The 21,248-nt window shown below is 58.4% G+C and carries 16 protein-coding genes and 1 pseudogene; 10 read left to right on the top strand and 7 right to left on the bottom strand.

Annotation, left to right across the window (positions count from 1 at the left end; translation table 11 throughout):
• Window positions 1-138 precede the first annotated feature (138 nt).
• The 7 genes from V1283_RS08905 (at window position 139) to V1283_RS08875 (ending at window position 7,269) form a co-directional block, all read left to right on the top strand.
• Window positions 139-531, top strand: a complete 393-nt coding sequence (locus tag V1283_RS08905) for a hypothetical protein (RefSeq protein ID WP_334386055.1) — start codon at window positions 139-141, stop codon at window positions 529-531.
• A gap of 255 nt (window positions 532-786) precedes the next feature.
• Window positions 787-996: a formate dehydrogenase gene (locus tag V1283_RS08900; protein ID WP_334386054.1), complete on the top strand. Its 210-nt coding sequence runs from the start codon at window positions 787-789 to the stop codon at window positions 994-996.
• A gap of 11 nt (window positions 997-1,007) precedes the next feature.
• Window positions 1,008-3,962: a formate dehydrogenase subunit alpha gene (locus V1283_RS08895; RefSeq protein WP_334386053.1), complete on the top strand. Its 2,955-nt coding sequence runs from the start codon at window positions 1,008-1,010 to the stop codon at window positions 3,960-3,962.
• Between the two features lie 14 nt (window positions 3,963-3,976).
• Window positions 3,977-4,573 carry a formate dehydrogenase FDH3 subunit beta gene (gene fdh3B, locus V1283_RS08890; protein ID WP_334386052.1) on the top strand — a complete coding sequence of 199 codons (597 nt, stop codon included), beginning with the start codon at window positions 3,977-3,979 and terminating at the stop codon, window positions 4,571-4,573.
• Between the two features lie 116 nt (window positions 4,574-4,689).
• A complete protein-coding gene (locus V1283_RS08885) occupies window positions 4,690-5,652 on the top strand; it encodes a formate dehydrogenase subunit gamma (protein WP_334393005.1) in 963 nt (320 codons plus the stop codon).
• Between the two features lie 49 nt (window positions 5,653-5,701).
• Window positions 5,702-6,223 (top strand): DUF3305 domain-containing protein, encoded by a 522-nt coding sequence (locus V1283_RS08880; RefSeq protein WP_334386050.1) that lies wholly within the window; start codon window positions 5,702-5,704, stop codon window positions 6,221-6,223.
• Window positions 6,220-7,269, top strand: a complete 1,050-nt coding sequence (locus V1283_RS08875) for a DUF3306 domain-containing protein (protein WP_334386049.1) — start codon at window positions 6,220-6,222, stop codon at window positions 7,267-7,269. Before V1283_RS08880 ends, V1283_RS08875 begins: the two co-directional genes overlap by 4 nt.
• Here the strand turns inward: V1283_RS08875 and V1283_RS08870 are convergent.
• Both V1283_RS08870 and V1283_RS08865 read right to left on the bottom strand, forming a co-directional pair.
• Window positions 7,203-7,538, bottom strand: a complete 336-nt coding sequence (locus tag V1283_RS08870) for a hypothetical protein (protein WP_334386048.1) — start codon at window positions 7,536-7,538, stop codon at window positions 7,203-7,205. The two genes, V1283_RS08875 and V1283_RS08870, sit on opposite strands and share 67 nt — an antisense overlap.
• A 321-nt stretch (window positions 7,539-7,859) precedes the next feature.
• Window positions 7,860-9,779 (bottom strand): potassium transporter Kup, encoded by a 1,920-nt coding sequence (locus V1283_RS08865; protein ID WP_334386047.1) that lies wholly within the window; start codon window positions 9,777-9,779, stop codon window positions 7,860-7,862.
• A gap of 727 nt (window positions 9,780-10,506) precedes the next feature.
• Here V1283_RS08865 and V1283_RS08860 point away from each other — a divergent pair.
• The 3 genes from V1283_RS08860 to V1283_RS08850 are packed head-to-tail and all read left to right on the top strand — an operon-like array spanning window position 10,507 to window position 14,806.
• Window positions 10,507-11,706: an HlyD family secretion protein gene (locus V1283_RS08860; protein WP_334386046.1), complete on the top strand. Its 1,200-nt coding sequence runs from the start codon at window positions 10,507-10,509 to the stop codon at window positions 11,704-11,706.
• A complete protein-coding gene (locus V1283_RS08855; RefSeq protein WP_334386045.1) occupies window positions 11,703-13,289 on the top strand; it encodes a DHA2 family efflux MFS transporter permease subunit in 1,587 nt (528 codons plus the stop codon). Before V1283_RS08860 ends, V1283_RS08855 begins: the two co-directional genes overlap by 4 nt.
• Window positions 13,290-13,327: 38 nt before the next feature.
• Complete coding sequence (locus V1283_RS08850) at window positions 13,328-14,806, top strand: efflux transporter outer membrane subunit (protein WP_334386044.1); 1,479 nt, start codon at window positions 13,328-13,330, stop codon at window positions 14,804-14,806.
• Between the two features lie 115 nt (window positions 14,807-14,921).
• On the opposite strand, the gene V1283_RS08845 is transcribed toward V1283_RS08850, so the two are convergent.
• From V1283_RS08845 to V1283_RS08825, 5 genes and pseudogenes are all read right to left on the bottom strand, one after another.
• Window positions 14,922-16,004 (bottom strand): L-dopachrome tautomerase-related protein, encoded by a 1,083-nt coding sequence (locus V1283_RS08845; RefSeq protein ID WP_334386043.1) that lies wholly within the window; start codon window positions 16,002-16,004, stop codon window positions 14,922-14,924.
• Between the two features lie 229 nt (window positions 16,005-16,233).
• Entirely contained in the window at window positions 16,234-16,416 is a 183-nt protein-coding gene (locus tag V1283_RS08840; RefSeq protein ID WP_334386042.1) for a hypothetical protein, read from the bottom strand.
• Window positions 16,417-16,536: 120 nt separating this feature from the next.
• Window positions 16,537-16,749, bottom strand: a complete 213-nt coding sequence (locus V1283_RS08835; protein ID WP_334386041.1) for a hypothetical protein — start codon at window positions 16,747-16,749, stop codon at window positions 16,537-16,539.
• 414 nt (window positions 16,750-17,163) lie between these two features.
• Window positions 17,164-18,372, bottom strand: a pseudogene (locus V1283_RS08830) (S1C family serine protease); the annotation flags it as partial.
• 247 nt (window positions 18,373-18,619) lie between these two features.
• On the bottom strand, window positions 18,620-21,244 hold the full coding sequence (locus tag V1283_RS08825) for an MMPL family transporter (protein WP_334386040.1): 2,625 nt from the start codon (window positions 21,242-21,244) through the stop codon (window positions 18,620-18,622).
• Window positions 21,245-21,248: the final 4 nt, after the last annotated feature.

Here is a 21,248-nt window from a genome sequence, read left to right as displayed (position 1 = left end):
AGTTCCGCGCTCCATTTTCCGATGCATTGGAAAATAGCCCTACGCGGCCAGCGTGGTGCGCCGCATTTTCGCTCCGCCCTTTCGCGACGCTGGGCAATGTGTGGTGCTGGCGAATGTCCTGAACCTGTGGCGGAGGGAATGTCCGCTAGTGGCGCACTAGCTAACATCGCCAATTTACCAAATGTCCGCTTTGCGCCGTCCACGATTAATTTGGTCGCCCCTTCGGTCGGCATCGCTATCGTGCCAGCGCGCATGCAACACGTGCGGCCGGAGAGCGTCGCCTTTGTGAAACTTTCCGATATCGCCTTGCGCGCGCAGCTCGGCATTGCCTACATGCAGACCGAGCGCTCGAACGCCGTCCGCAATCTGGTTGAAACGGCGCTGTCGTTCCGCGCGCGCCGATTAGATTCGTCGCGCCACGAAGCTCGGGAATCCCAAAGGGTGGCAGTGCAAATGACGGCGCGGCTCAAATCTTGTGCGCAGGAGGGTCTCTCATCTGATCAAAGATCAGTGATCTCTTGGGAAGACTAGTTGCGAACGAAGTGGGTTCGCCACGCTTTGTCAAAATCCGACTCTGAGCCATGCGAGATGACCACGCCTAACTACGTTCGCCACTGCGCGTATCGGATGATGGTTGTACATAAATCCTTTTTTAATCGAATTCCCGCACGGGCGAGAGCATCTTTCTGGCGTAGCGGCGAGTGCCTCTAGGGTGTACCCCCCTCATGAAAGCGTTCCCTGCCAATCGAGTCGTGACATCGCGTCTGCTGACGAGGAGAGTTTCGGATGGCCGATCGGCACAAAGGAACAATCGGGCGACGTCAGTTATTGCGCACGGGGGTTCTCGGCATCATCGCCACGGCCATAAGCGCTCGGGAAAGCGGCACCCTCGCCGCTGATACCGAAACCAACAGCGAAAAACGCAAGGCTCGCTATCAGGCGAACTCTGCCGAGGTTCAAAACTTTTATCGGGTCAACCGCTACCCGAAGCGCTGAGGGAGATTGCCATGCTGATAAAGCGCTCAGAACGTCAAGCGCGCCGAGGGAAAATTGCTTCAGAGTTGTCCAAGCCATCGGCTGACAACCCTAATCGTCGATCGTTTCTGCGCCGCTCAGGTCTCACCGCCGGAAGCTTGGCAGCGCTCGGCAGCTTACCACTTGCCAGCATACGGCAAGCGGCGGCAGGCGCGCCGCCACCTCCCGGCGCAATCGTCACCACCCGGAAGAATTTCTGCACCCATTGCTCGGTAGGTTGCTCGGTCATCGCGGAAGTCGCAAACGGCGTGTGGATCGGCCAGGAGCCGGACTATGACAGCCCGATCAATCGTGGCTCACATTGCTGCAAAGGGGCGGCAGTCCGAGACGACGTGTTGAGCAACCGCCGCTTGCGATACCCGCAAAAACTGGTGGATGGCCAATGGAAACGGCTCTCGTGGGATCAGGCTATTGATGAGATCGGCGACAAACTTCTGGAGATCCGCCAGAAGGCAGGCCCGGATTCGGCTTACTGGCTCGGTTCGGCAAAATTTACAAACGAAGCGGCCTATCTCAACCGCAAACTCGCCGCCTTCTGGGGAACGAACAACTCCGATCACCAGGCACGCATCTGTCATTCCACCACAGTCACCGGGGTCGCCAATACCTGGGGCTACGGCGCGATGACCAACAGCTACAACGACATCCGTAACGCCAAGACCATCCTACTCATGGGCGGCAATCCCGCCGAGGCGCATCCGGTTTCGTTACAGCACATTCTCGAAGGCAAGGAACTCAACCGCGCCAACTTTATCGTCGTCGACCCGCGGATGACGCGAACTGCAGCCCACGCGACCGAATATGTCCGTGTGCGGCCCGGAGTTCACATCGCAACCATCTATGGAATGCTCTGGCACATTTTCGAGAATGGCTGGGAGGACAAGGAATTCATCCACCAGCGCGTCTACGGCATCGAGGATATCCGCAAGGAGGTCGCGAAGTGGACGCCTGACGAAGTCGAGCGCGTCACCGGCGTGCCAGAAGCCCAAGTCAAGCACATCGCCGAGACCTTTGCCAAGGAGAAGCCGGCAACGCTGATCTGGGCGATGGGCCAGACGCAATTCGCCACAGGAACTGCCAACGTCCGCGCGAGTTGTATCCTGCTGCTCGCCACCGGCAATGTCGGCTATTCCGGCGGAGGCGCCAACATTTTCCGCGGCCACACCAATGTGCAAGGCGCCACAGATCTCGGTCTCGATGTGACGACACTACCTCTTTATTACGGTCTTTCCGAAGAGGCGTGGCAGCATTGGTGCCGAGTGTGGGAAGTCGACATAGACTGGATGCGCTCCCGCTTCCCCAACAAGACCCTGATGGAAACTCCCGGGATTCCGAGCACGCGTTGGTTTGATGCCACGTTGTTGCCAAAGGATCAGGTCAGCCAGCCCGACAACTTGCAGGCAATGTTCGTGATGGGGCACGGCGTCAACACGATCACCAGAATGCCGGAAGCAGTTCGGGGAATAGAAAAGCTCGACCTGCTGGTCGTATGCGACCCCTACCCGACCGCCTGGTCCGTGCTCTCCGAACGTAAGAACGGCACGTATCTCTTGCCGGCTTGCACCAGCTTTGAGATGGACGGTTCGCGCACGGCGTCCAACCGCTCCATCCAGTGGGGCGAGCAAATCGTGCCGCCCGTCTTTGAATCAAAGAACGACTACGATGTGATGTACATGCTGGCGAAGAAGTTTGGCTTCGCTGACAAGATGTTCAAGAATATCAAGGTGGAGAATGGCGCCGTATCCGCCGAGGACATTTTGCGTGAGATCAATCGCGGCGGGTGGTCGACCGGATATTGTGGCCAGTCACCCGAGCGTCTCAAAGCCCACATGAAGAACCAGGCAAAATTCGATCTGGTCACCCTCAGGGCGCCAAAGGACGATCCCGAAGTTGGCGGGGACTATTACGGTTTGCCATGGCCGTGCTGGGGAACGCCGGAGTTCAGGCACCCTGGAACTGCGATCCTTTATAATACCAACCTGCACGTAAAGGAAGGCGGAGGAACCTTCCGCGCCCGTTTCGGCATTGAGCGCGTGGTCAAGCGCAACGTGATGGAAAATGGGCAGGAGGTCGAAAGGGAACAGCATGACAACTTGCTCTCTGAGGACTCCTATTCGCTCGGCTCGGAAATCAAGGATGGATATCCGGAGTTCACCCTCGGCGTCCTCAAGAAGCTTGGCTGGGACAAGGACCTCACCGCCTCGGAGATGGAAATCATCCAGCGGGTGAACGCAACCAATCCCGATGCTGTGTCTTGGTCACTCGATCTTTCGGGCGGCATCCAGCGTGTGGCGATCGAACATGGCTGCAGCCCCTATGGCAACGGCAAGGCGCGCATGATTGCCTGGAATTTGCCGGATCCCATCCCGGTGCACCGCGAAGTCATTTACACGTCGCGGCCCGATCTCGTCGGCAAATATCCGACGCGTCCGGACGCTCGACAATTCCGCGTCCCGAATATCGGTTTCACCGTCCAGAAATCAGCTGTCGACAGGGGCATCATCAAGCAATTCCCGCTTATCCTGAGTTCAGGCCGGCTTGTCGAATACGAAGGTGGCGGTGAGGAAACGCGCTCCAACAAATGGCTCGCCGAGTTGAAGCAAGACATGTACGTCGAGATTAATCCGGCGGACGCATCTGCGCGCGGTATCAAGGACGGCAGCTGGGTCTGGGTCACCGGGGCTGAGAGCAATTCCCGAACACGGGTGAAGGCCCAGGTGACCGAGCGTGTCGGTAAAGGCGTTGCCTGGATGCCCTACCACTTTGCCGGCTGGTACGAAGGCGCCGATCTGCGCAGCAGGTATCCGAAAGGTGCAGATCCGATCGTTCTCGGCGAGAGCGTCAACACTTTGACGACCTATGGCTACGACCCCGCGACGGGCATGCAGGAACCCAAGGCAACGCTCTGTCAGATCAGAGCGGCATGAGGCGAGAATGAACCATGACTCGCGTCAAATTTCTTTGTGATGCCGAGCGTTGCATCGAGTGCAACGCCTGCGTCACGGCCTGCAAGAACGAACATGAAGTGCCGTGGGGCATCAATCGCCGTCGCGTCGTCACCATCAATGACGGCAAACCCGGCGAACGCTCGGTGTCGATGGCCTGCATGCACTGCACGAATGCCCCCTGCGCCGCGGTGTGCCCGGTGTCTTGCTTCTACACCACGGCCGACGGCATCGTACTTCACTCGAAGGACCTATGCATCGGTTGCGGATATTGCTTCTACGCCTGTCCGTTCGGCGCACCCCAATATCCGAAGATCGGAAACTTCGGCTCGCGCGGCAAGATGGACAAGTGCACTTACTGCGCAGGCGGACCGGAAGACGACAATACGCCGGCAGAATACGCCAAGTATGGCGCCAATCGTCTTGCCCAGGGCAAATTGCCGATTTGCGCCGAGATGTGCTCGACCAAGTCGCTGCTCGCCGGCGATGGCGCCATCATTGCCGAAATCTACAAGGAGCGCGTGATAAAGCGCGGCTATGGTTCGGGCGCATGGGGTTGGAAGACGGCCTATCACGAGGGCATTGATGTCTGAGGCGCCTCACGGACATTGCGGGCAACGATAGGGGCGCGGACCACCGGAGAACGATCATGATGAGGTGTCATGCGAGCATTCACTCTTTGATCATCGTTGCGTTGGCAATCCTGATGATGGTCGTGGGAAATCCGGCGCTCGCACAGCAACTCGGCCCGGACGGCGCACCCAATCCAACAGCGAGCGCGATGACCGAGCAGCAGTTGCTCCAGCAATCACCACGCATCGAGGGCAACATCGACCAGCCCATCGAGCGGGCGCGAGTGCTCATTCAACCAGCCGGCCGGGTATGGGATTATTTCCACCAAGTCACGTTGCGCTGGATCGGTGCCATCGTAATCCTCGGCATGATCGCTGCGCTCGCAGCCGCCTACCTCGTCATGGGACGGTTACGGATCTCCGCCGGACGTTCTGGGAAGACGATTCCGCGGTTCAATTCTTTCGAGCGTTTCGCGCACTGGCTGACAGCGGTGTCCTTCGTCATTCTCGGCTTGACCGGCTTGAACATCACGTTCGGGCGGATCACTCTTCTGCCGATGATCGGGCCTGACGCGTTCAGCCGCATGTCGCAAATCGCCAAATACCTCCACAACTACGTCAGCGCATCATTCGTAATCGGCCTTGTCCTGATCATTGCGCTATGGATCAAGGACAACGTTCCTCGGAAGGTCGATGTCGACTGGATCCGCCGGGGTGGCGGCTTCATCAAATCAAAACATGCGCCGGCGGGTCGCTTCAACGCGGGCGAGAAGCTGGTGTTCTGGTTCGCCCTCGGCGCGGGAGCGGTGGTTACCGTCTCAGGCGTCCTCCTCCTCTTTCCGTTCTACGTAACGAACATCGTGGGGATGCAAATCGCGCAGGTCGTTCACGCCGTGATCGCCGTTCTGTTCGTTGCGGTTATCATTGCTCATATCTACATCGGAACGCTCGGCATGGAGGGCGCTTTCGAGGCCATGGCGACCGGCGGAGTGGATCTCAACTGGGCAAAGGAACATCACGACATCTGGCTCGAAGAGCAGTTGACCAAGGAGCCCCTCGCCGCTCGATCTGGACAATCATCACCGGCTGCAGCGGAATGAGCACATCAGCCACGGAGGCCGTCGATGGGGCCAGGGGTGGGGATGAGGAATGAGATCAACTGCGCTCGCAAAAATTGTTGTTGGTGTGGTAGTCGAATGCCGCAAAGCGAGGAGCCCGTGGCTTGATTTTCTCTGGCGACCGGTCTCGGTGTTTGTTGGAACGCCATCGGCGGTACCCTGGACGCGAATCGGAGAGGAAGGCGATGCGACCACATTCTATGCGGGTGCGACTGCGATCGAACTGCATCGAACTGAAACGACGAACTATCGGCAAAATCTCTCTTCGGGGATGCCCGCGCTGTGGGTCGTTCTGCGACCGATAGCTGCGAATTCTAAGAGCCCAGCGTTCGACATCCTTACGGTAACGGCCGACCCCTCGGAGGGCGAGGCTTTGACCGATGCCGGCAATGATCTGGTCGCGAGCGTACCGATGCCCGCTGCGATCATCGACGCAATCGGCGGTTTTATCGCCGAGCATCACATCGAGCGGCCCTTCAACAAGCGGCAACGGGACCGAGGTGAGCCGCAGACGCCTGGCCACTGCAACCAGGACGGGGTGAACAGCAAATGACCCGGTCAGAAAACATCATTTCGCGCTGGTCGCGTATGAAGCGGAAATCCGACAATATCGTAGAGCCGGACGGTTCAGTCTCCGGGCCCAAACCCAATGAGGCAGAAGCTGGCGATTTCAATCGAGCAACGGTTGCAACGCCGCCAACAGACTCCCCCACCTCTGCGACCTTCGATCTGGCAAGCTTGCCGCCGCTTCAATCGATCGTTGCGGGCACCGACATCCGATCGTTTCTCGGATCAAGTGTCCCGGTCGAACTAACAAGAGCTGCGCTGAGGCGGGCCTGGGTAACCGATCCGGCAATTCGCGATTTCATCGGGATCGCCGAGAACCAATGGGATTTCAACGACCCAACCGCGATGCCGGGATTTGGACCGCTGAAAGCCGAGGATGTCGCAGGTCTTATCGGCCTCGGAGAGGCCGGGCAGGCCTGCGGAGCGTCGGATGAAGACGCCGGAGCAATCTCAGCCGCAGGTCAGGTCGATGAGATGGATCACGCACGGGCGGTCGAGTATGCGTTGCTCGCAACCCTGCTGTCGCATAGCCCGGATGCCAATATGATTGAGCAGTTGGCCTGCCTGAGTGGCGATGCAACCCAGTTGGGCGCGGCGCACGCGGCCCTCAGTTCTGCAGCCGCCAGCATGAAGCCGGAACGGATCGAGCGCGAATATTTCGATCTCTTCGTCGGACTCGAACGTGGCGAGCTTTTCCCCTACGCGTCATATTATCTGACGGGTTACCTCTATGGGCGTCCCCTCGCCCGGCTCCGCAAAACCCTGAACCAACTTGGCCTTGAGAGGACTGAGCGACGATCGGAACCCGAGGATCACGTTGCGGTACTTTTCGAAGTCATGGCCGGCCTCGCCGGTGGCCAGATCATTGCTCCCGGCGGGACCGATCGGAACATCTTCGAAAGCCATCTTAAGCCATGGATCGGGCGATTTTTTTCGGACCTTGAGCACGCCGAGTCTGCGATATTTTACAGCCGGGTCGGATCACTTGGCCGCATCTTTATGGAAATCGAAACCGAAGCATTTTCACTTTGATCTCCAGGCATTCCCTCCGTAGCGGCGCTTTCTTTGATCAGCGCACGGGTGCGGTTAACGATGTCGCCAGTGCGCGCTCCGTCCTTGACGATACAAGCGAGCAACCGCCGCATCGCTTCCGTATCCGTCGGCTGGGCGAGGAGCAGCTTCAGAGCGGTTTCGGCGTTCATGACGACAGCGCAGATCGGCTGGTTGATTTCGGCAATCGACGCCGACAGCTTCCCTAGGAACGCGACCCTGTTCGCGGACGCCAATCCGGTCTGAGGCATGGCACACCTCCGAATTGAGGTGGTGTAGCCGCTCCCGAGGGGCTTTTCCTTAGGGCCGACCTTAAAATTCTTAAATCACGGCTACCCGCGTGAGGCCCTCTGGCTGTCTTTCAAAGACAACACTGTCGCCCGTCTTCGCGAACCTTGGGCTTGGATCTCGGCCGGAGCAGCAGCAGTCGTAGCTACCGTGACGGTCTACGTCTGACAGTACACTTCGGTTTCGCAGCATCCGGAGGCTATATGAAAGGCAAAACTTCAGCTTGTCTCATCCACCCACTCGGTAGTCGCTTAGAGCGTGCATCCCGACATTGCTGGCTCCGATTACAATTCAATCCTTCGACCTATTTCAGTCAGTGAGCTCGAGGGTATCTTGAACCGGTCGACAGCATGCGCGGAATTGCGCGACATGAATGAAAACAATTTGACGCGCCATCTCGATAGCGGATTTCGATGTTTGCCGCTGACGAGGTCGCTGCGCTCGATGTAATAGTTCGCTTCATCCAGGAGCGGCACGCCGTCCTTTTTCGCCTGCGCGAGGACAGCCGGAAGGTTAGGGATCTCGACGAACCCGAAGTGAACAGTTACATGCCAAAAGCCATCGTCGAGCTGTTCTATGCCGACCCGGTCTCCTGATCGAACGCGAGGAACGTCCTCGAAGCGCACTGTCAGGGCAATAACCGTCTTGTGAAGCGATCCTACCCGCTTCACGTAGTTGACGATGACCGGCGGGATCGCTTTGCCAAGCCGGGTGAGAAATACAGAGGTGCCCGGAACTCTTACGACGTTGTCGCGGCGAAGGCGCGCGAAGAACTCGCTTGGCTGTTGAGAGTTTGCCGCGTTGCGCCGATGCATCGCAGCAACGCCGTAGTGCCAGGTCGTCATAATGATGAACACCAGACCGCCGAGTGTCAGCGGGATCCAGCCGCCGTCCACTATCTTCAGAAGGTTTGCCGAGAAGAAGGCAAGATCGACCGCCAACAGGATACCCGTGACGGCGGCTGCCTGACAAAGCGTCCACTGCCACCGATTACGCATCACGTGATAGAGCAGCGCCGTCGTCAGGAGCATCGTGGTCGATACAGCCGTCCCGTAAGCTCCGGCAAGACGATCGGAACTTCCAAAACCAGCGGCCAGGGCAACCGTAAGCGCCATCATGCTCCAATTGACGAACGGTACGTAGATCTGTCCGTATTCTTCTGCCGAAGTCTGACGGATCCGCACTCCTGGAAACCAGCCAAGCTGCATGGCCTGCCTCGTCATGGAGAACGAACCGGTAATGATGGCCTGGCTGGCGATGACGGTCGCCAGGGTCGCAAGCGCAACCAACGGATAAATCGTCCAGTTGGGCGCCAGTTTGAAAAATGGGTTTGCTTCCAGGCTAGGAGCTTCCAGGAAATTTCCGATCTGACCGGCGTAATTGAGAACGAGGGCCGGCAGCACAACGCAATACCAGGTAATGCGGATCGGATTTCGTCCGATGTGACCCATGTCAGCGTAAAGGGCTTCACCACCCGTCAATGCCAGAAATACTCCCCCCAGTACGGTGAACCCAAGAAATCCGTGACGCATCAGGAGTTGAGCACCATAGACGGGATTTACGGCAACCAGAACATGTGGGTTATGCACAATACCAACAAGGCCAAGGATCGCGATCGTTGCAAACCAGACGAACATGACCGGTCCGAAGGCCTTTCCGACGACGCCCGTTCCCCGGTGCTGAATTGCAAACAACACTGCCAAAATGACCAGGGCAATCGGCATCGTGTACGGTTTGAACATGCTTGTTGCGACGTTTAGACCTTCCACCGCGCTCAGAACCGAGATAGCGGGCGTAATAATTCCGTCACCGTAAATGAGGGCTGCACCAAGCAAGCCCAGCACGATGAGCGCCCGACCACGACCAGCCCAATCGGCACCGGTCAATGACATCAGCGCGAGAATTCCACCTTCACCCTGATTGTCGGCGTGCATGACGATAAAACAGTACTTGATTGATACCGTAATGATCAGCGCCCAAAAGATCAGAGATAGCGAGCCGAGTGCTGCCTCCGGCGTGAATTGATCTCCCATGATGTGCACAATTGTCTGCAGCGTATAGAGAGGGCTGGTCCCCAAGTCGCCGTAAACAATCCCAAGCGCCAGAAGCCCAGCCGATGCAGTCCCAGGCCGGGAAAACCCTTGATGAGCTTCTCTAGCTATATTTATCGGGACGTTCGGTGTGGAAACGGCAGATTTGGACATGTCATCTCCTTCTTCAGGAGATATGCAATGAACACTTTCGGGACCAGTAAATCTTTCGATAGGATCAATCGTCCACCGCGAATAGAACAACACTACCTGATGAAAGACTGAAGTCTTTAGCCGTTAATAGGGGAATCTCTAGCCCCGCTTGCTCGAACGCGTCCCAAGCGATTTCTAAAGTTTAATTTAATGGTGTCGGCGGGATTGGCAGACGACAACAGCTTTGCACACGCAATATCCTAGTGAACTGCAGAAGTATCCGGTCGTGTCGAACATTTCGCCGAAATTCGCCTTCGCACTCTTGCTGCTGCTGGCATCTCCTGCCGCTTCGTGGGCTCGAGCCGCGGGATTGGAAGAAAAGGAAAGTTTCCCGATCAGTAGTATTCCACCAGACCTCTGCTGCCGTCCCGCGCACCAAGATGTGAATCTTCCTGGTCGGTCTCGAAAGAATAAACTCGAATTTAGAAGACCGACGTTCCAGGGCGGCACAGTCTTTGGTCGTCGACGCGAAATTGTTCGTGTTGCGCATGGGAGCCGGAGGACCTGTGCCTCTGACGACGCAGACGCGCAGGACGGTCGCGAGGATCGAGGCATGCGGCTCGTTAGATAAAATCAAAGGGAAATGCCGGCGTTGTTTGAATAGGAGATCCAGAACGGCACCGATCCGGACCTCCAGGAGCTTGCGCGCCTGTGCACGAGGCGACTATTTCAGATCGGAGCAGAAGGCATGTCGGATAATGCCATTGGCGCCGAGCTTGCGGGCGGCGATACCGAGCAGACCCTAAGGGATGACAATCGGCAAGATCAAATGCCCACGCCCGCGAAGGACCTTGAGCCCGACTCCGGACATAAATATGCGGAAAAGGATAAAGCCGAAGAGGAAAGGCGCAGCAAGCGCCGTCCGCTGGTCGTCGCGGTGGGCATCCTCGTGGTCATCTTGCTTGCTGCGGGTGGACTTTTCTACTGGCTATCGACGCGCAACCTCGAAACCACTGATGACGCTTATACTGACGGACGCGCAATCGCCATAGCGCCGCAAGTTTCAGGCATGGTCGTTTCGCTTGACGTCACAGACAACCAGTTCGTGAAGCAGGGCCAACCACTCATCCATATTGACCCGCGCCAGTACGAGACCGACCGCGAACAAGCCGAAGGAGCCCTCGCAACTGCCAAGAGCCAGTACGCAGGTCAGCAATTCGGCGCCGAGATCGCCCGCAAGAATTTTCCAGCTCTGCTGGAGCAGGCGCAAGCGCAACTTGCAAACGCCAAGGCGAATTTAACGAAAGCCCAAGCCGACTACGGCAGACAACGGTCTCTCTCCAGGCCGGCCACCTCGCAACAAGAGGTCGATGCTGCGACGGCTGCGCTCAAGCAGGCACAGGCACAAGTCATGTTGGCGGAGGCGCAGGTCACTCAGAATTCACCGGTCCCTCAGCGGATCGGTGAGACCGACGCGCAGGTCGGCCAGCTGAAGGGGCAGGTCGAGCAGGCACAAGCAAGGCTCGATCAGGCCAATCTTAACCTGTCGTGGACGGTAGTCGCTGCACCCCAGGACGGCTGGATCACCAAGAGGAACGTGGAGAAAGGTACCTATGTCGCACCCGGCCAACAGATTTTCTCGATCGTGGCGCCGGAAGTCTGGGTGACAGCGAACTTCAAGGAGAGCCAGCTCGCTGATATGGGAAAGGGGCAGCCGGTCAAGATCAAGGTGGATGCGTATCCGACGCTCGATCTGCGGGGGCACGTGGATAGCATTCAGCTCGGCTCCGGATCGAAGTTCACAGCGTTCCCGCCTGAGAATGCGACAGGCAACTTCGTCAAGGTGGTGCAGCGCGTTCCGGTCAAGATCGTCATCGACAGCGGCCTGAACCCGAACATCCCGCTGCCGCTCGGAATATCCGTCGAGCCAACGGTGGCCGTGAGATGAGCGCCGAAGCCGCAACAGCCGATGCGGACGCGTCCTGGAAACCGCAGTACAATCCGTGGCTGATCGCGATCGCTGTCACGCTTGCAGCGTTCATGGAAGTTCTCGACACGACCATCGTGAACGTGGCGCTGCCGCATATCGCCGGCAGTCTGTCGTCGAGCAGCGACGAGGCCACTTGGGCGCTGACATCATACCTCGTTGCCAACGGCATCGTGTTGACGATCTCTGGCTGGCTGGGTGACCTGCTTGGCCGCAAGCGGTATTTTGTCATCTGCATCGCGATGTTCACAGTCTGCTCGTTTCTCTGCGGCACCGCGAGCAGTCTTACCCAATTGATCATCTATCGGTTGGCCCAGGGTTTCTTTGGCGGCGGATTGCAGCCAAACCAGCAATCCATCATCCTCGACACCTTTCCGCCGGCCAAACGCAGCGCAGCTTTTGGGGTTGCGGCCATCGCCACCGTGGTAGCTCCGGTCCTGGGTCCGACACTTGGCGGCTACATCACCGACCAGGCAAACTGGCGCTGGATATTCTTTCTGAACATCCCGGTCGGCATTATCGCCGTGTTTCTGGTCTCGATGCTGGTCGAGGATCCTCCCTGGGAAAAAAACAAAAGACGCCGCGGCATCGACTACATCGGATTGTCGTTGATCACCCTGGGGCTCGGAGCCCTTCAGATCATGATGGATCGCGGCGAGGACGAGGCCTGGTTCGAATCCAACTTCATCTGCCTGATGGCGCTTCTGGCCTTCCTCGGCATTCTCGGGGCGATCGGCTGGCTCCTGATCGCGCGGAAGCCGATCGTCAATCCTATCGTGTTCACCGATCGCAATTTCACTGCGGGCTGCATCATGATCGGGGCAACCGGTGCGATCCTCTACGCCAGCGCCGTCGTCATTCCCCAATTTGCGCAGCAGACCCTCAACTACACGGCGACATGGGCCGGACTTGTGCTTTCCCCCGGCGGGATTGCCGTTATCGTACTGATACCTCTCGTCGGCCGGCTGATGACCGTGTTGCAGACGCGCTATGTTATCGCACTTGGCTTCCTGATTATGGGATGCGCTCTTGTTTTCTCCAGCGGTCTCGCGCCGAACATCGATTTTGGCACGCTCGTGATGATGCGGACATTCCAAACCGCCGCTCTCGCCTTTCTGTTTGTACCGATCAGCACGGTCGCCTATTTGACGCTGCCGCGCGAGCTCAACGGTGATGGCGCCGCATTGTTCGCAATGTTTCGCAACGTGTTCGGCTCAATCGGAATTTCGCTCTCGACGGCAGAAATCATCCAACGCTCGCAGGTTCATCAAACCTACTTGTCGCAATGGGCGAGCCCGTTCCATCAACCCTATCAGGCCCTGATCGCGACCTATGAACAGACGCTGCGGGCGATGGGCCGCGCGGGTGCCGCGGTTCACGACGTTGCGGTCGGGCAAGTCTATCAGGCGTACCGGCTCCAGGCGACCGTGTTGGCGTATTCCGACGTGTTCTATTATTGCGCCATCGTCGCATTTTTCATGGTACCGTTCTGCTTTCTGCTATCGGCGAAAACCGGCGGCGGGCGTCCGCCAGGGGCGCATTGATGCTGTTCCGGGGCAAAAAAAGACGAATTGTCGCTGCGATGATCGCGCCTTTGCTCGCCGCCGGTTGCACAGTCGGACCGAACTTCGCGCCGCCGGATCCGCAGTTGCCGCAGACATCGTTCATGGATGACAAGGGCGTCGCTGTGGCCGATGCACGATTGCCGCCGCCAACCGATCCGGCATGGTGGGTAGCGTTCCGCGACCCGGTCCTGACCGATCTCGCGCGCCGTGTTGCCGACGCCAATCTCGACGTGCGAACCGCGACGATCCGGCTGGCCCAAAGCCGGTTTCAACGTGGCGTAACGGCCGCGGCGGCGTTTCCGTCGATCAATGGCGACGCCAAGTATACCCGGGAACTATACAGTCAGAACGGGATCGTCAGCCTGTTGAGCGGTCTTCTTGCGCCAGGGAGCAGTTTCAATCCTGGCGCGATCAACGACTACAATGTCGGGTTCGATGCCTCATGGGAACTCGATCTCTGGGGCAAGGTCCGCAGGCAGGTCGAAGCCGCCGACGCACAGGTTGATCAGGCCGCGGACCAACGCCGTGATGCGCTTGTCTCAAGCCTCGCCGAACTCGCACGCGACTATATCCAGCTGCGCGGCGCCCAGACGCAGATCAGGATCGCGAATGACAATCTGAAGATTGGCCGCGACATCCTTCAGCTCGTGCAGGAACGGCAACAACGCGGTCTGCAGAACAGCCTAGACGTCGAGAATGCCGCGGCGCAGGTCGAAAGCATTCGCGCGCAACTGCCGACGCTGCAACAAGAGGAATCCCAATACATCAATGCCCTCTGTTTGCTGCTGGACGAGTCGCCCGGAGCATTGCAAGCCGAGCTCCGCCGGCCAAGGCTGGTCCCTCCGGCGCCGCCGCGCGTTCCACTCGGAATTCCTTCCGAACTGGCGCGTCGCCGGCCGGACATTCGTGCGGCTGAGGCCCAACTGCATGCAGCCACCGCCAATATCGGCGTTGCCGTCGGAGCGTTCTATCCGAGCGTCCAGTTAAACGGCACGGTGGGTTTCGACGCGCTCGACATCAGAAACCTCTGGAAGGGCAGTTCGCTGCAATACATGGTCGGCCCGAGCGTTTCGCTGCCGATCTTCGCGGGCGGCAAGCTGAAGAGCACCCTCGAACTGCGCGATGCCCAGCAGCAGGAAGCGGCGATCACGTATCACAAGACGGTGCTGCAGGCCTGGCATGACGTCGTCAACGCGCTCGTCGCGTATCGCCTGGAACAGAACCGCCGCGGCAGGCTGAAGGCTCAATCCGAGCATTCCCGCCAGGCACTGGCGCTTGCCCGCACCCGCTATACTGACGGCGTGACGGAGTTCCTCTCGGTACTCGACGCGCAAAGATCGCTGCTGCAGGCGGAACAGCAATATGCGACCAGCACGACAAACGTCTCGCTTAATCTCGTCCAGCTCTTCAAGGCGCTCGGCGGGGGATGGGAATTGACCTTTCCCGATTTGCCGGCGAACACCGAGGTGGCGGTCAGCGATCGCGCGGCGAGATGAGTCCGCTTCGCGCCGGCAGCGGATGCTCCATTATCGCATTTTCCGCAAATTGATTAGCCCCGGCGAGATCGGCTTCGCCGATGCTTGCCTGGCCGCGCCGCCGTTCGCGCCAGGCTTAATGCGGAAGTTTGACCTTGAAGATCGTAAAGGGACCGGAGCGTGGCATATTGTTCTTGAACGCAACTTCCCAAAGATGGGAATCGGCGATGTAGAGGTAGCCGCCGCTGATCGCAAAACCATCCGCCCAGGAAAGCTTTGATGGATCGCTGGCGAAGACTTTTGAGCGCAACTTATTTCCTGGCGTCATGGTCAGTGAAACCACGGTGCCGTGCTCGAGATCGCCTCCATAAAGCGTGCCGTTTCCATCCATGATAAGACCGCCGCTCAGCACCGAGCTGCCGAGATACTCGACCTTCTTGGCAAGCTCCAAGTCGGAAAGCCTGGCATCGCGCAAGGCCGACGTCGGCACGCGCCAATAATTATGGTCGGTCAGCGGCCGGTAATAGAGCCAGCGCGCATCCGGAGAAAGCGCGATGCCGTCGGCCTGGATCTCCGTCACCGAGCCGTCGGGCCGCTGCGCGATCTCCTCGCCGATCATCAGATGCTGCTTGGGATCGGCGAAGGTCGAACGATCGCCGACCAGCACCTGCCTTGCATCGCCCGTGTTCAGATCGAGTACCACCAGGCTGCCCTTGTTCCCTGCATTGGTGAGGTAGGCATAGCCGTGCGCGGTATCGATCCGCAGATCGTTCAAAGAGTCTTTCGCCGAGACCACGCCTTTGAAATCATATTGCCGAATCACGTGGTTGGTAGACAGATCGAACTCGACCAGCTTCGGCGGCAGACGCTCCTGATCGACCTTCGGCAGGGACGAGTCGAGCGCCCAAAGATGATCCGCTTTGTCGACCCACAGCGCCTGGACAGAGATCCATTGTGACTTGCCATCCCCCTCCTCATTAAAACTGTTCCAGCCGGCGTCAGGATAAGGCGTGGCGGCGCCCGTTTTAGGATCTACCTCGACCATGCTGAAGCGCGAACGGACGATGGAGGATGGTGCCGTCGCGAACACCCTGCCCTCGGCCGAGACACCGATGCCGACAAGCCGGAAATCATCGCCGAATGCCTTCACGGTTTCCAGCGGTGGACCGATTTTGCCGCCATCCTCAGCCGCCGCGGGAGTCGTCGCGAGCACGCCCACCGCGAGAAACATGCTCCCGCAAGCGTGGGCCATCCTGATTCTCGTTGCCATGATCCGGCGATCCCTTGTCAATCTGCGCCTGTCGCAACCCTGAAAGGGTATATGGCGTCCAGTTACGGTGCGAACTGGTCAAAAATGGAACACTGGAATTCAACGTGGCGTGATCGGGGTCCATCAATTCATCGGCGCCTGTCGGCACAACATGCGGTGTCTACTCGCAGGAATGGCGTCATCCATCTCCACCGGGCGAGAGCTCACCTTGCTGATCGCAGCCGTTGTAATGGCGGTCGTTGTAAGTGGGCTCCAAACCGCGCGCGCCGCCCGGTCCTGTCGCTCCTCCCATCTCTTGCGCCAAGGCCGGCGTAGCAGCCAGTAGGGACACCGCAACACCCAGAACCTTGAGTTTGTGCATTTGCAATCTCCTGAATTGCATTCTCCTCAGGCAAGGTGACTCGTGTGGAGTTTGTGCTCTGGCGGAGGGAGCCAGAGTCGGATCAAGCCAGGAGAGTCTTCGCGATCAAGACCGGACGCCTTAGCTGAACAAAGAGAAAATCACGTGTAGCTGATCAGCCGCCGCAGCCATGAGCGCATCATAGTTTGTATGCCCTTGAGCTGCCGCCTTCAAAATACACTCGGCAAGATATGCTTTCACTGCCTGGGTTGACTGTTCCGTGGGAACCCTCGTCATGATGTCTTCAAGAACGCCCCTCATGACCTGGATGAGTTGGGGATCAAATTGCGGCATGCCATTAACTTTCCGATACGGTCTTCAACCCTCAAGGGCGCATTGCGCTATCTGCACCGCACCAGCGGCATGCTCGTCCAAGCGAGCGACCTCTGTCTGCGCGAACATTAGCCACCAAGGATCTTCGGGGAACGGGAGGGTCAACGGCTTCGAATCGTAGCGCACTCAGAACAAGACGTCCTGTCCGGCCAATTAATTCTTGTTCATCTGGGTGTACGTTGCGGCCCAATTCTCCGGCTATAAAGTCGTGGAAAACAGAGCGGGCCATGTCACGAGCAGGCACCCACTCGTGCTCTTCGCGACGCGAATCGCGATCATGCAACATTTCCTGTGAACCGAAGTACGTACTTCATAACGGCGTCGGCTGAACCGCCCATCAGCCGTGAAATGAAGGTCGGCACTGGCCTATGGCCGGTTGGGCAATTCACCGAGCGTGACGGTGAGCGTCTTCGATTCTCCGTTTCGGAGAATATCGAGTTTGGCCGAACTGCCGGGAGCCAGTGCGGCTACCTGTCGGGCGAGGTCACGGGACTCTTTGACTGGCGTGCCATTAAGTGCGGTGATGACATCGCCGGATTGAATGCCTGCCTTTGCCGCTGGACTTCCATTCTTCGGCTCGTCCACCATTGCACCTTCGGCGTTCTTCATGCCGAGGCTGTCGGCGATGCCCTTCGTTACAGGCTGAATCTGGACGCCCAGCCATCCGCGCGTCACAACTCCCTTGTCCTTGAGTTCGGCAACAACCGCCTTCGCTGTCTGCGCAGGGACGTCAAAGCCTATGCCGACCGAGCCGCCGGAAGGCGAGTAAATCGCAGTATTGACCCCTATCACGTTGCCATTCGTGTCGAACGCGGGACCGCCGGAATTACCCTTGTTGATCGGCGCATCGATCTGAATATAGTTGTCGTAAGGGCCTGAGCCGATGTCACGCCCCTGTGCGGATACGATGCCGGCGGTAACCGTGCCGCCAAGACCGAACGGATTGCCGACAGCCACGACCCAATCGCCAACGCGCGGTGCGCGGTCTGCGAAATTCGCGTACACGAAGCTGGATTTTCCGTCGACTTTGATGAGTGCGAGGTCAGTCTTGGGGTCTGTGCCAATGACCTTGGCCTTGTAGGTCGTGCCGTCATCGGTCGTGACCTGAACAGACTGGGCATGATCAACTACGTGATTGTTGGTCACGGCATAACCGTCAGGCGAAATGAAGAAGCCGGATCCGGCGCCAATGACGATATGCCGCTGCTGGGGCGTCTCTTCCGGCGCTCCGCCAAAACCGTATTGCTGAAAGAACCTTTCAAGCGGAGAACCCTGCGTGGGTGGTGGATTGTCTTCCTCATTCGAACTTAGATCCGCTGCGTCTGGGGTTTCACCCATCTGGACCCGCACGGAGATGACCGCGGGCTTTACCTTGGCCACCAGATCGGCAAAGCCTGCTGGCTGCTGCTGGCTTTGCGTATCCGCAGCGCTCGCGCTCAAAAGCCACGGCCGATACAGTTGCGTATAGCCCATTGGGCCTCCAAGCGCGACGATTGCGCCAATGCCGGCGGCGGAAGCGAGCAGCACCAGACGTCGTCGCGAGAACATCCGTGAATACCGATGGCTAGGTTCGTCGTTTGTCATGGTCGAAATCTCCTAGAAGTGAGGCTCAAAAGGCCTTTTCTGAATTCTGGGGACTGGACATTACGATGTCCTGTCGGACAGGTTAATTCGAGGAAAGTGTTTGAGCGGTTCGTGCATTCGCGCACGTTCTTTCGCAGCCTTGGCGCTGTGGAAGTCATTTGATCGCTTATGTCATCGCTTTTTGCCGTTCAACCAACGTCAGCGGTGCTTTGCTGATATTCCCGCGGCCAAGAACATGGAGGTTGCTTCATTCTGCCGGACTCGGGGTGATGGCCCGCCGCACCGAACGCTCTTGGATTTGGCGTGGCCGCCCCATCAGTACAGGCTGGAACAAAACCGCCGCAGCCATCGTGCACAGCAGTGCGAGCGCCATGAGCTTGCCCATGCTCGACATGCCCGGATAGCTTGACGACCACATACTCCCGAACGCCACGGCGTTCGTCATTGCACTGAAGACCACCGCCCTGGTCAGGCTCGATTGCAGCAATCCGGTTTTCCCGTCACGCCAAGCCATGATGTAGTAGATTTTGAATGCAACACCGACGCCAAGCAGTAGCGGCAATGCGACGACGTTCGCGAAATTCAATGTGATACCCGCAAGCGCGCAGACTTCGAGCGTCACGGCACCCGCAAGAGCCAGCGGGACCAGCGTCAAAAGCACGTCGACGATGCGTCTCAACGCTAAGAAAAGCAGTATTGCAATTGCGGCGAGCGCAAGGGCGCCGGCCTCGATGAAAGCGTTTGTGACCGTCTCTCCGGATTGATAGAGCGAAATGGCGGGGCCCGTCGCCGCGGGCACCGCCGCCAGAATGGCGGTTGCGAACTTGCGCAGCGTTGTTGTGGCATTGGAATCGCCCCTTGGGAGTACTTCAACGCGGGCGCGACCATCGGGGAGCATCCAGTCGCGAACGAGATCTTGAGGAAGAGTCGAGATAATCACTCGCTGTGGACTGAGGCTCTTTCGAAGGAGATCAAGATCATGAACGAGCGGTGGAATGAATGCGGCCTCGGCCCTGGTCCGGGTCGCGGCATCCGATCCGGCAAGCCGTTGCAGCAAGGCGGACACACTGCGCGCGGCGTCAGCACCGGGTCCCGTTTTGTTGCCCGCGGCAGCAGAAAGATCTACCGCGCTCGCCTGGATGGATGCGATCACTTCGTCATCGCGTGGGCCGGGCTGCTGCGGCTGAGAATTTAGCGCAGCGTCCAGACCTTGCGCGGAAGATTTGATTGCCGCGATCTTGGCATCCTGATCGCGCGGAATAAGGTTGCTGAGCGTTAGCGTGCGCAAGACTTCCGGCAAGCTATCGAGGCGTTTGGCAAGGGTGTCGGCCTGATCGAGCGAAGATGCAAGAATTTCGGCTTCATTGCCGCTGGTTTCTGCGGTGTTCTGCAATTCGCGATAGGTTTTGACCGATGCACTCGCCGGATTCTGCAGATTGACCGGATTGAAGTCGAACGGGATTTGGAACAGCAGCGGAACGCCAGCGAGAACGGTGATCATGGTAACCGCAATGACCGCGATGCGATGCCGCTGTAGAAAATCGTCGAGCGGCGCCAGAGCGGCAAAACCGACAGAAGCCGGCTCACCCGGAGGATTCAACGCAGCCAGCATCGCCGGAACAAAGGTGATGCTGCACATGAACGCGATTAGCATGCCGCACCCGGCGATCAGTCCGAGTTCGGAAAGGCCCTTATAGCTGGTGGGCAGGAATGAAAAGAACCCGACCGCCGTCGCAGCCGCCGCAAGAGCGAGAGGAGCGCCCGCTTTGCTGGCGGCGCTCCGCAAAGCAGCGCGTAAATTGTCGTGCTCATGGCGCTCCGAACGATATCGCATACTGAACTGAATGCCAAAATCAACGCCCAGTCCCACAAAAAGTACAAAGAAAGCGACCGAAATCAGATTGAACGCGCCAACCATTGCGAGACCGACAGCGGCAGTAACCGCAAGTCCGACCATCAGGCTGAACGACACCGCTAGAATCAACTTCCAGGAGCGCAACGCCAGCCACAGGATGACCAGCACTCCCAGAACTGCAAAGGAGATGTCTCGGAATGCGCTCCGCCGGATTACCGAGAACTGATCATCGTTCATCGGCACCGGGCCGGTCAGCGAGACTGTTGCGCCGTATCTGTCGCCAAGCTTGAGGTCGGCGGCCATTCGCCGGATACCTTCGGTCGCTGGATGGCCGGGCTGCAACGCGGAAAAGTCAAGAGAAGGCTGCACTTCTATGAAGTGCCGAGTTGAACCGGCTTGCAACGATCGTCCTGTGGCAAGTTCCTGCCAGGAAAATGCTGCAGGTCGACCGGACAGCACATCGTTCAACGTGCGTTCCGCCAGCGACAATGGCCACCTCAACTGTTCGAGCTTGATCTCGCCCGCCTGCACGCCTTTGGCCACAAGGGAAAGGGATTTCGCCACGCCGCGAAGGGTGGGATCAGATGCAAGTCCGGCAACGATGGGCTCTGCCTGACTTAGGCTGCCGAGCGAGTTGCGCAGTTCGGGGAGAGATTTAAATAGCAGCCCGTTACGCGCGAAGAAGTCTCCGCTATCAGGTTGCACGACCGTCGGAAACAGATTCCTTTGTTTTGAAAGGCCACTTGCGAGAGCCTCAGTCGCACCATCGACATTTTCCGGCGTCGACGCAGTAACAACGACGGAAATTTCTCTCTGCGGGAAAGCATCGGACAGCGCGATCTGGCGCTGATGCCACGGCAAATCCCGGGAGATCAGAGCTTCGGTATCGGTACTAATCGAAAAGCGGGCGAAGTCATAAGCGGTAGCAGCCGTCGCCAACAGAATTCCAACAACGATCAACGACCAACGATGGCGCGCACAGAGATCTACAGTCCGGACAATTACGGAGGTCAACATATCA

The sequence above is a fragment of the Bradyrhizobium sp. AZCC 2262 genome (assembly GCF_036924535.1).
Lineage (GTDB): Bacteria > Pseudomonadota > Alphaproteobacteria > Rhizobiales > Xanthobacteraceae > Bradyrhizobium.
This window is presented reverse-complemented; position numbering and strand designations above follow the sequence as displayed.

What these genes read in the sequence shown, in the direction of transcription:
- V1283_RS08905 (WP_334386055.1), top strand. Translation starts at nt 139, where the DNA reads ATGTCCGCTAGTGGCGCACTAGCTAACATCGCCAATTTACCAAATGTC.
- V1283_RS08900 (WP_334386054.1), top strand. Translation starts at nt 787, where the DNA reads ATGGCCGATCGGCACAAAGGAACAATCGGGCGACGTCAGTTATTGCGC.
- V1283_RS08895 (WP_334386053.1), top strand. Translation starts at nt 1,008, where the DNA reads ATGCTGATAAAGCGCTCAGAACGTCAAGCGCGCCGAGGGAAAATTGCT.
- fdh3B (WP_334386052.1), top strand. Translation starts at nt 3,977, where the DNA reads ATGACTCGCGTCAAATTTCTTTGTGATGCCGAGCGTTGCATCGAGTGC.
- V1283_RS08885 (WP_334393005.1), top strand. Translation starts at nt 4,690, where the DNA reads ATGGTCGTGGGAAATCCGGCGCTCGCACAGCAACTCGGCCCGGACGGC.
- V1283_RS08880 (WP_334386050.1), top strand. Translation starts at nt 5,702, where the DNA reads ATGAGATCAACTGCGCTCGCAAAAATTGTTGTTGGTGTGGTAGTCGAA.
- V1283_RS08875 (WP_334386049.1), top strand. Translation starts at nt 6,220, where the DNA reads ATGACCCGGTCAGAAAACATCATTTCGCGCTGGTCGCGTATGAAGCGG.
- V1283_RS08870 (WP_334386048.1), bottom strand. Translation starts at nt 7,538, where the DNA reads ATGCCTCAGACCGGATTGGCGTCCGCGAACAGGGTCGCGTTCCTAGGG.
- V1283_RS08865 (WP_334386047.1), bottom strand. Translation starts at nt 9,779, where the DNA reads ATGTCCAAATCTGCCGTTTCCACACCGAACGTCCCGATAAATATAGCT.
- V1283_RS08860 (WP_334386046.1), top strand. Translation starts at nt 10,507, where the DNA reads ATGTCGGATAATGCCATTGGCGCCGAGCTTGCGGGCGGCGATACCGAG.
- V1283_RS08855 (WP_334386045.1), top strand. Translation starts at nt 11,703, where the DNA reads ATGAGCGCCGAAGCCGCAACAGCCGATGCGGACGCGTCCTGGAAACCG.
- V1283_RS08850 (WP_334386044.1), top strand. Translation starts at nt 13,328, where the DNA reads ATGATCGCGCCTTTGCTCGCCGCCGGTTGCACAGTCGGACCGAACTTC.
- V1283_RS08840 (WP_334386042.1), bottom strand. Translation starts at nt 16,416, where the DNA reads ATGCACAAACTCAAGGTTCTGGGTGTTGCGGTGTCCCTACTGGCTGCT.
- V1283_RS08835 (WP_334386041.1), bottom strand. Translation starts at nt 16,749, where the DNA reads ATGCCGCAATTTGATCCCCAACTCATCCAGGTCATGAGGGGCGTTCTT.
- V1283_RS08825 (WP_334386040.1), bottom strand. Translation starts at nt 21,244, where the DNA reads ATGTTGACCTCCGTAATTGTCCGGACTGTAGATCTCTGTGCGCGCCAT.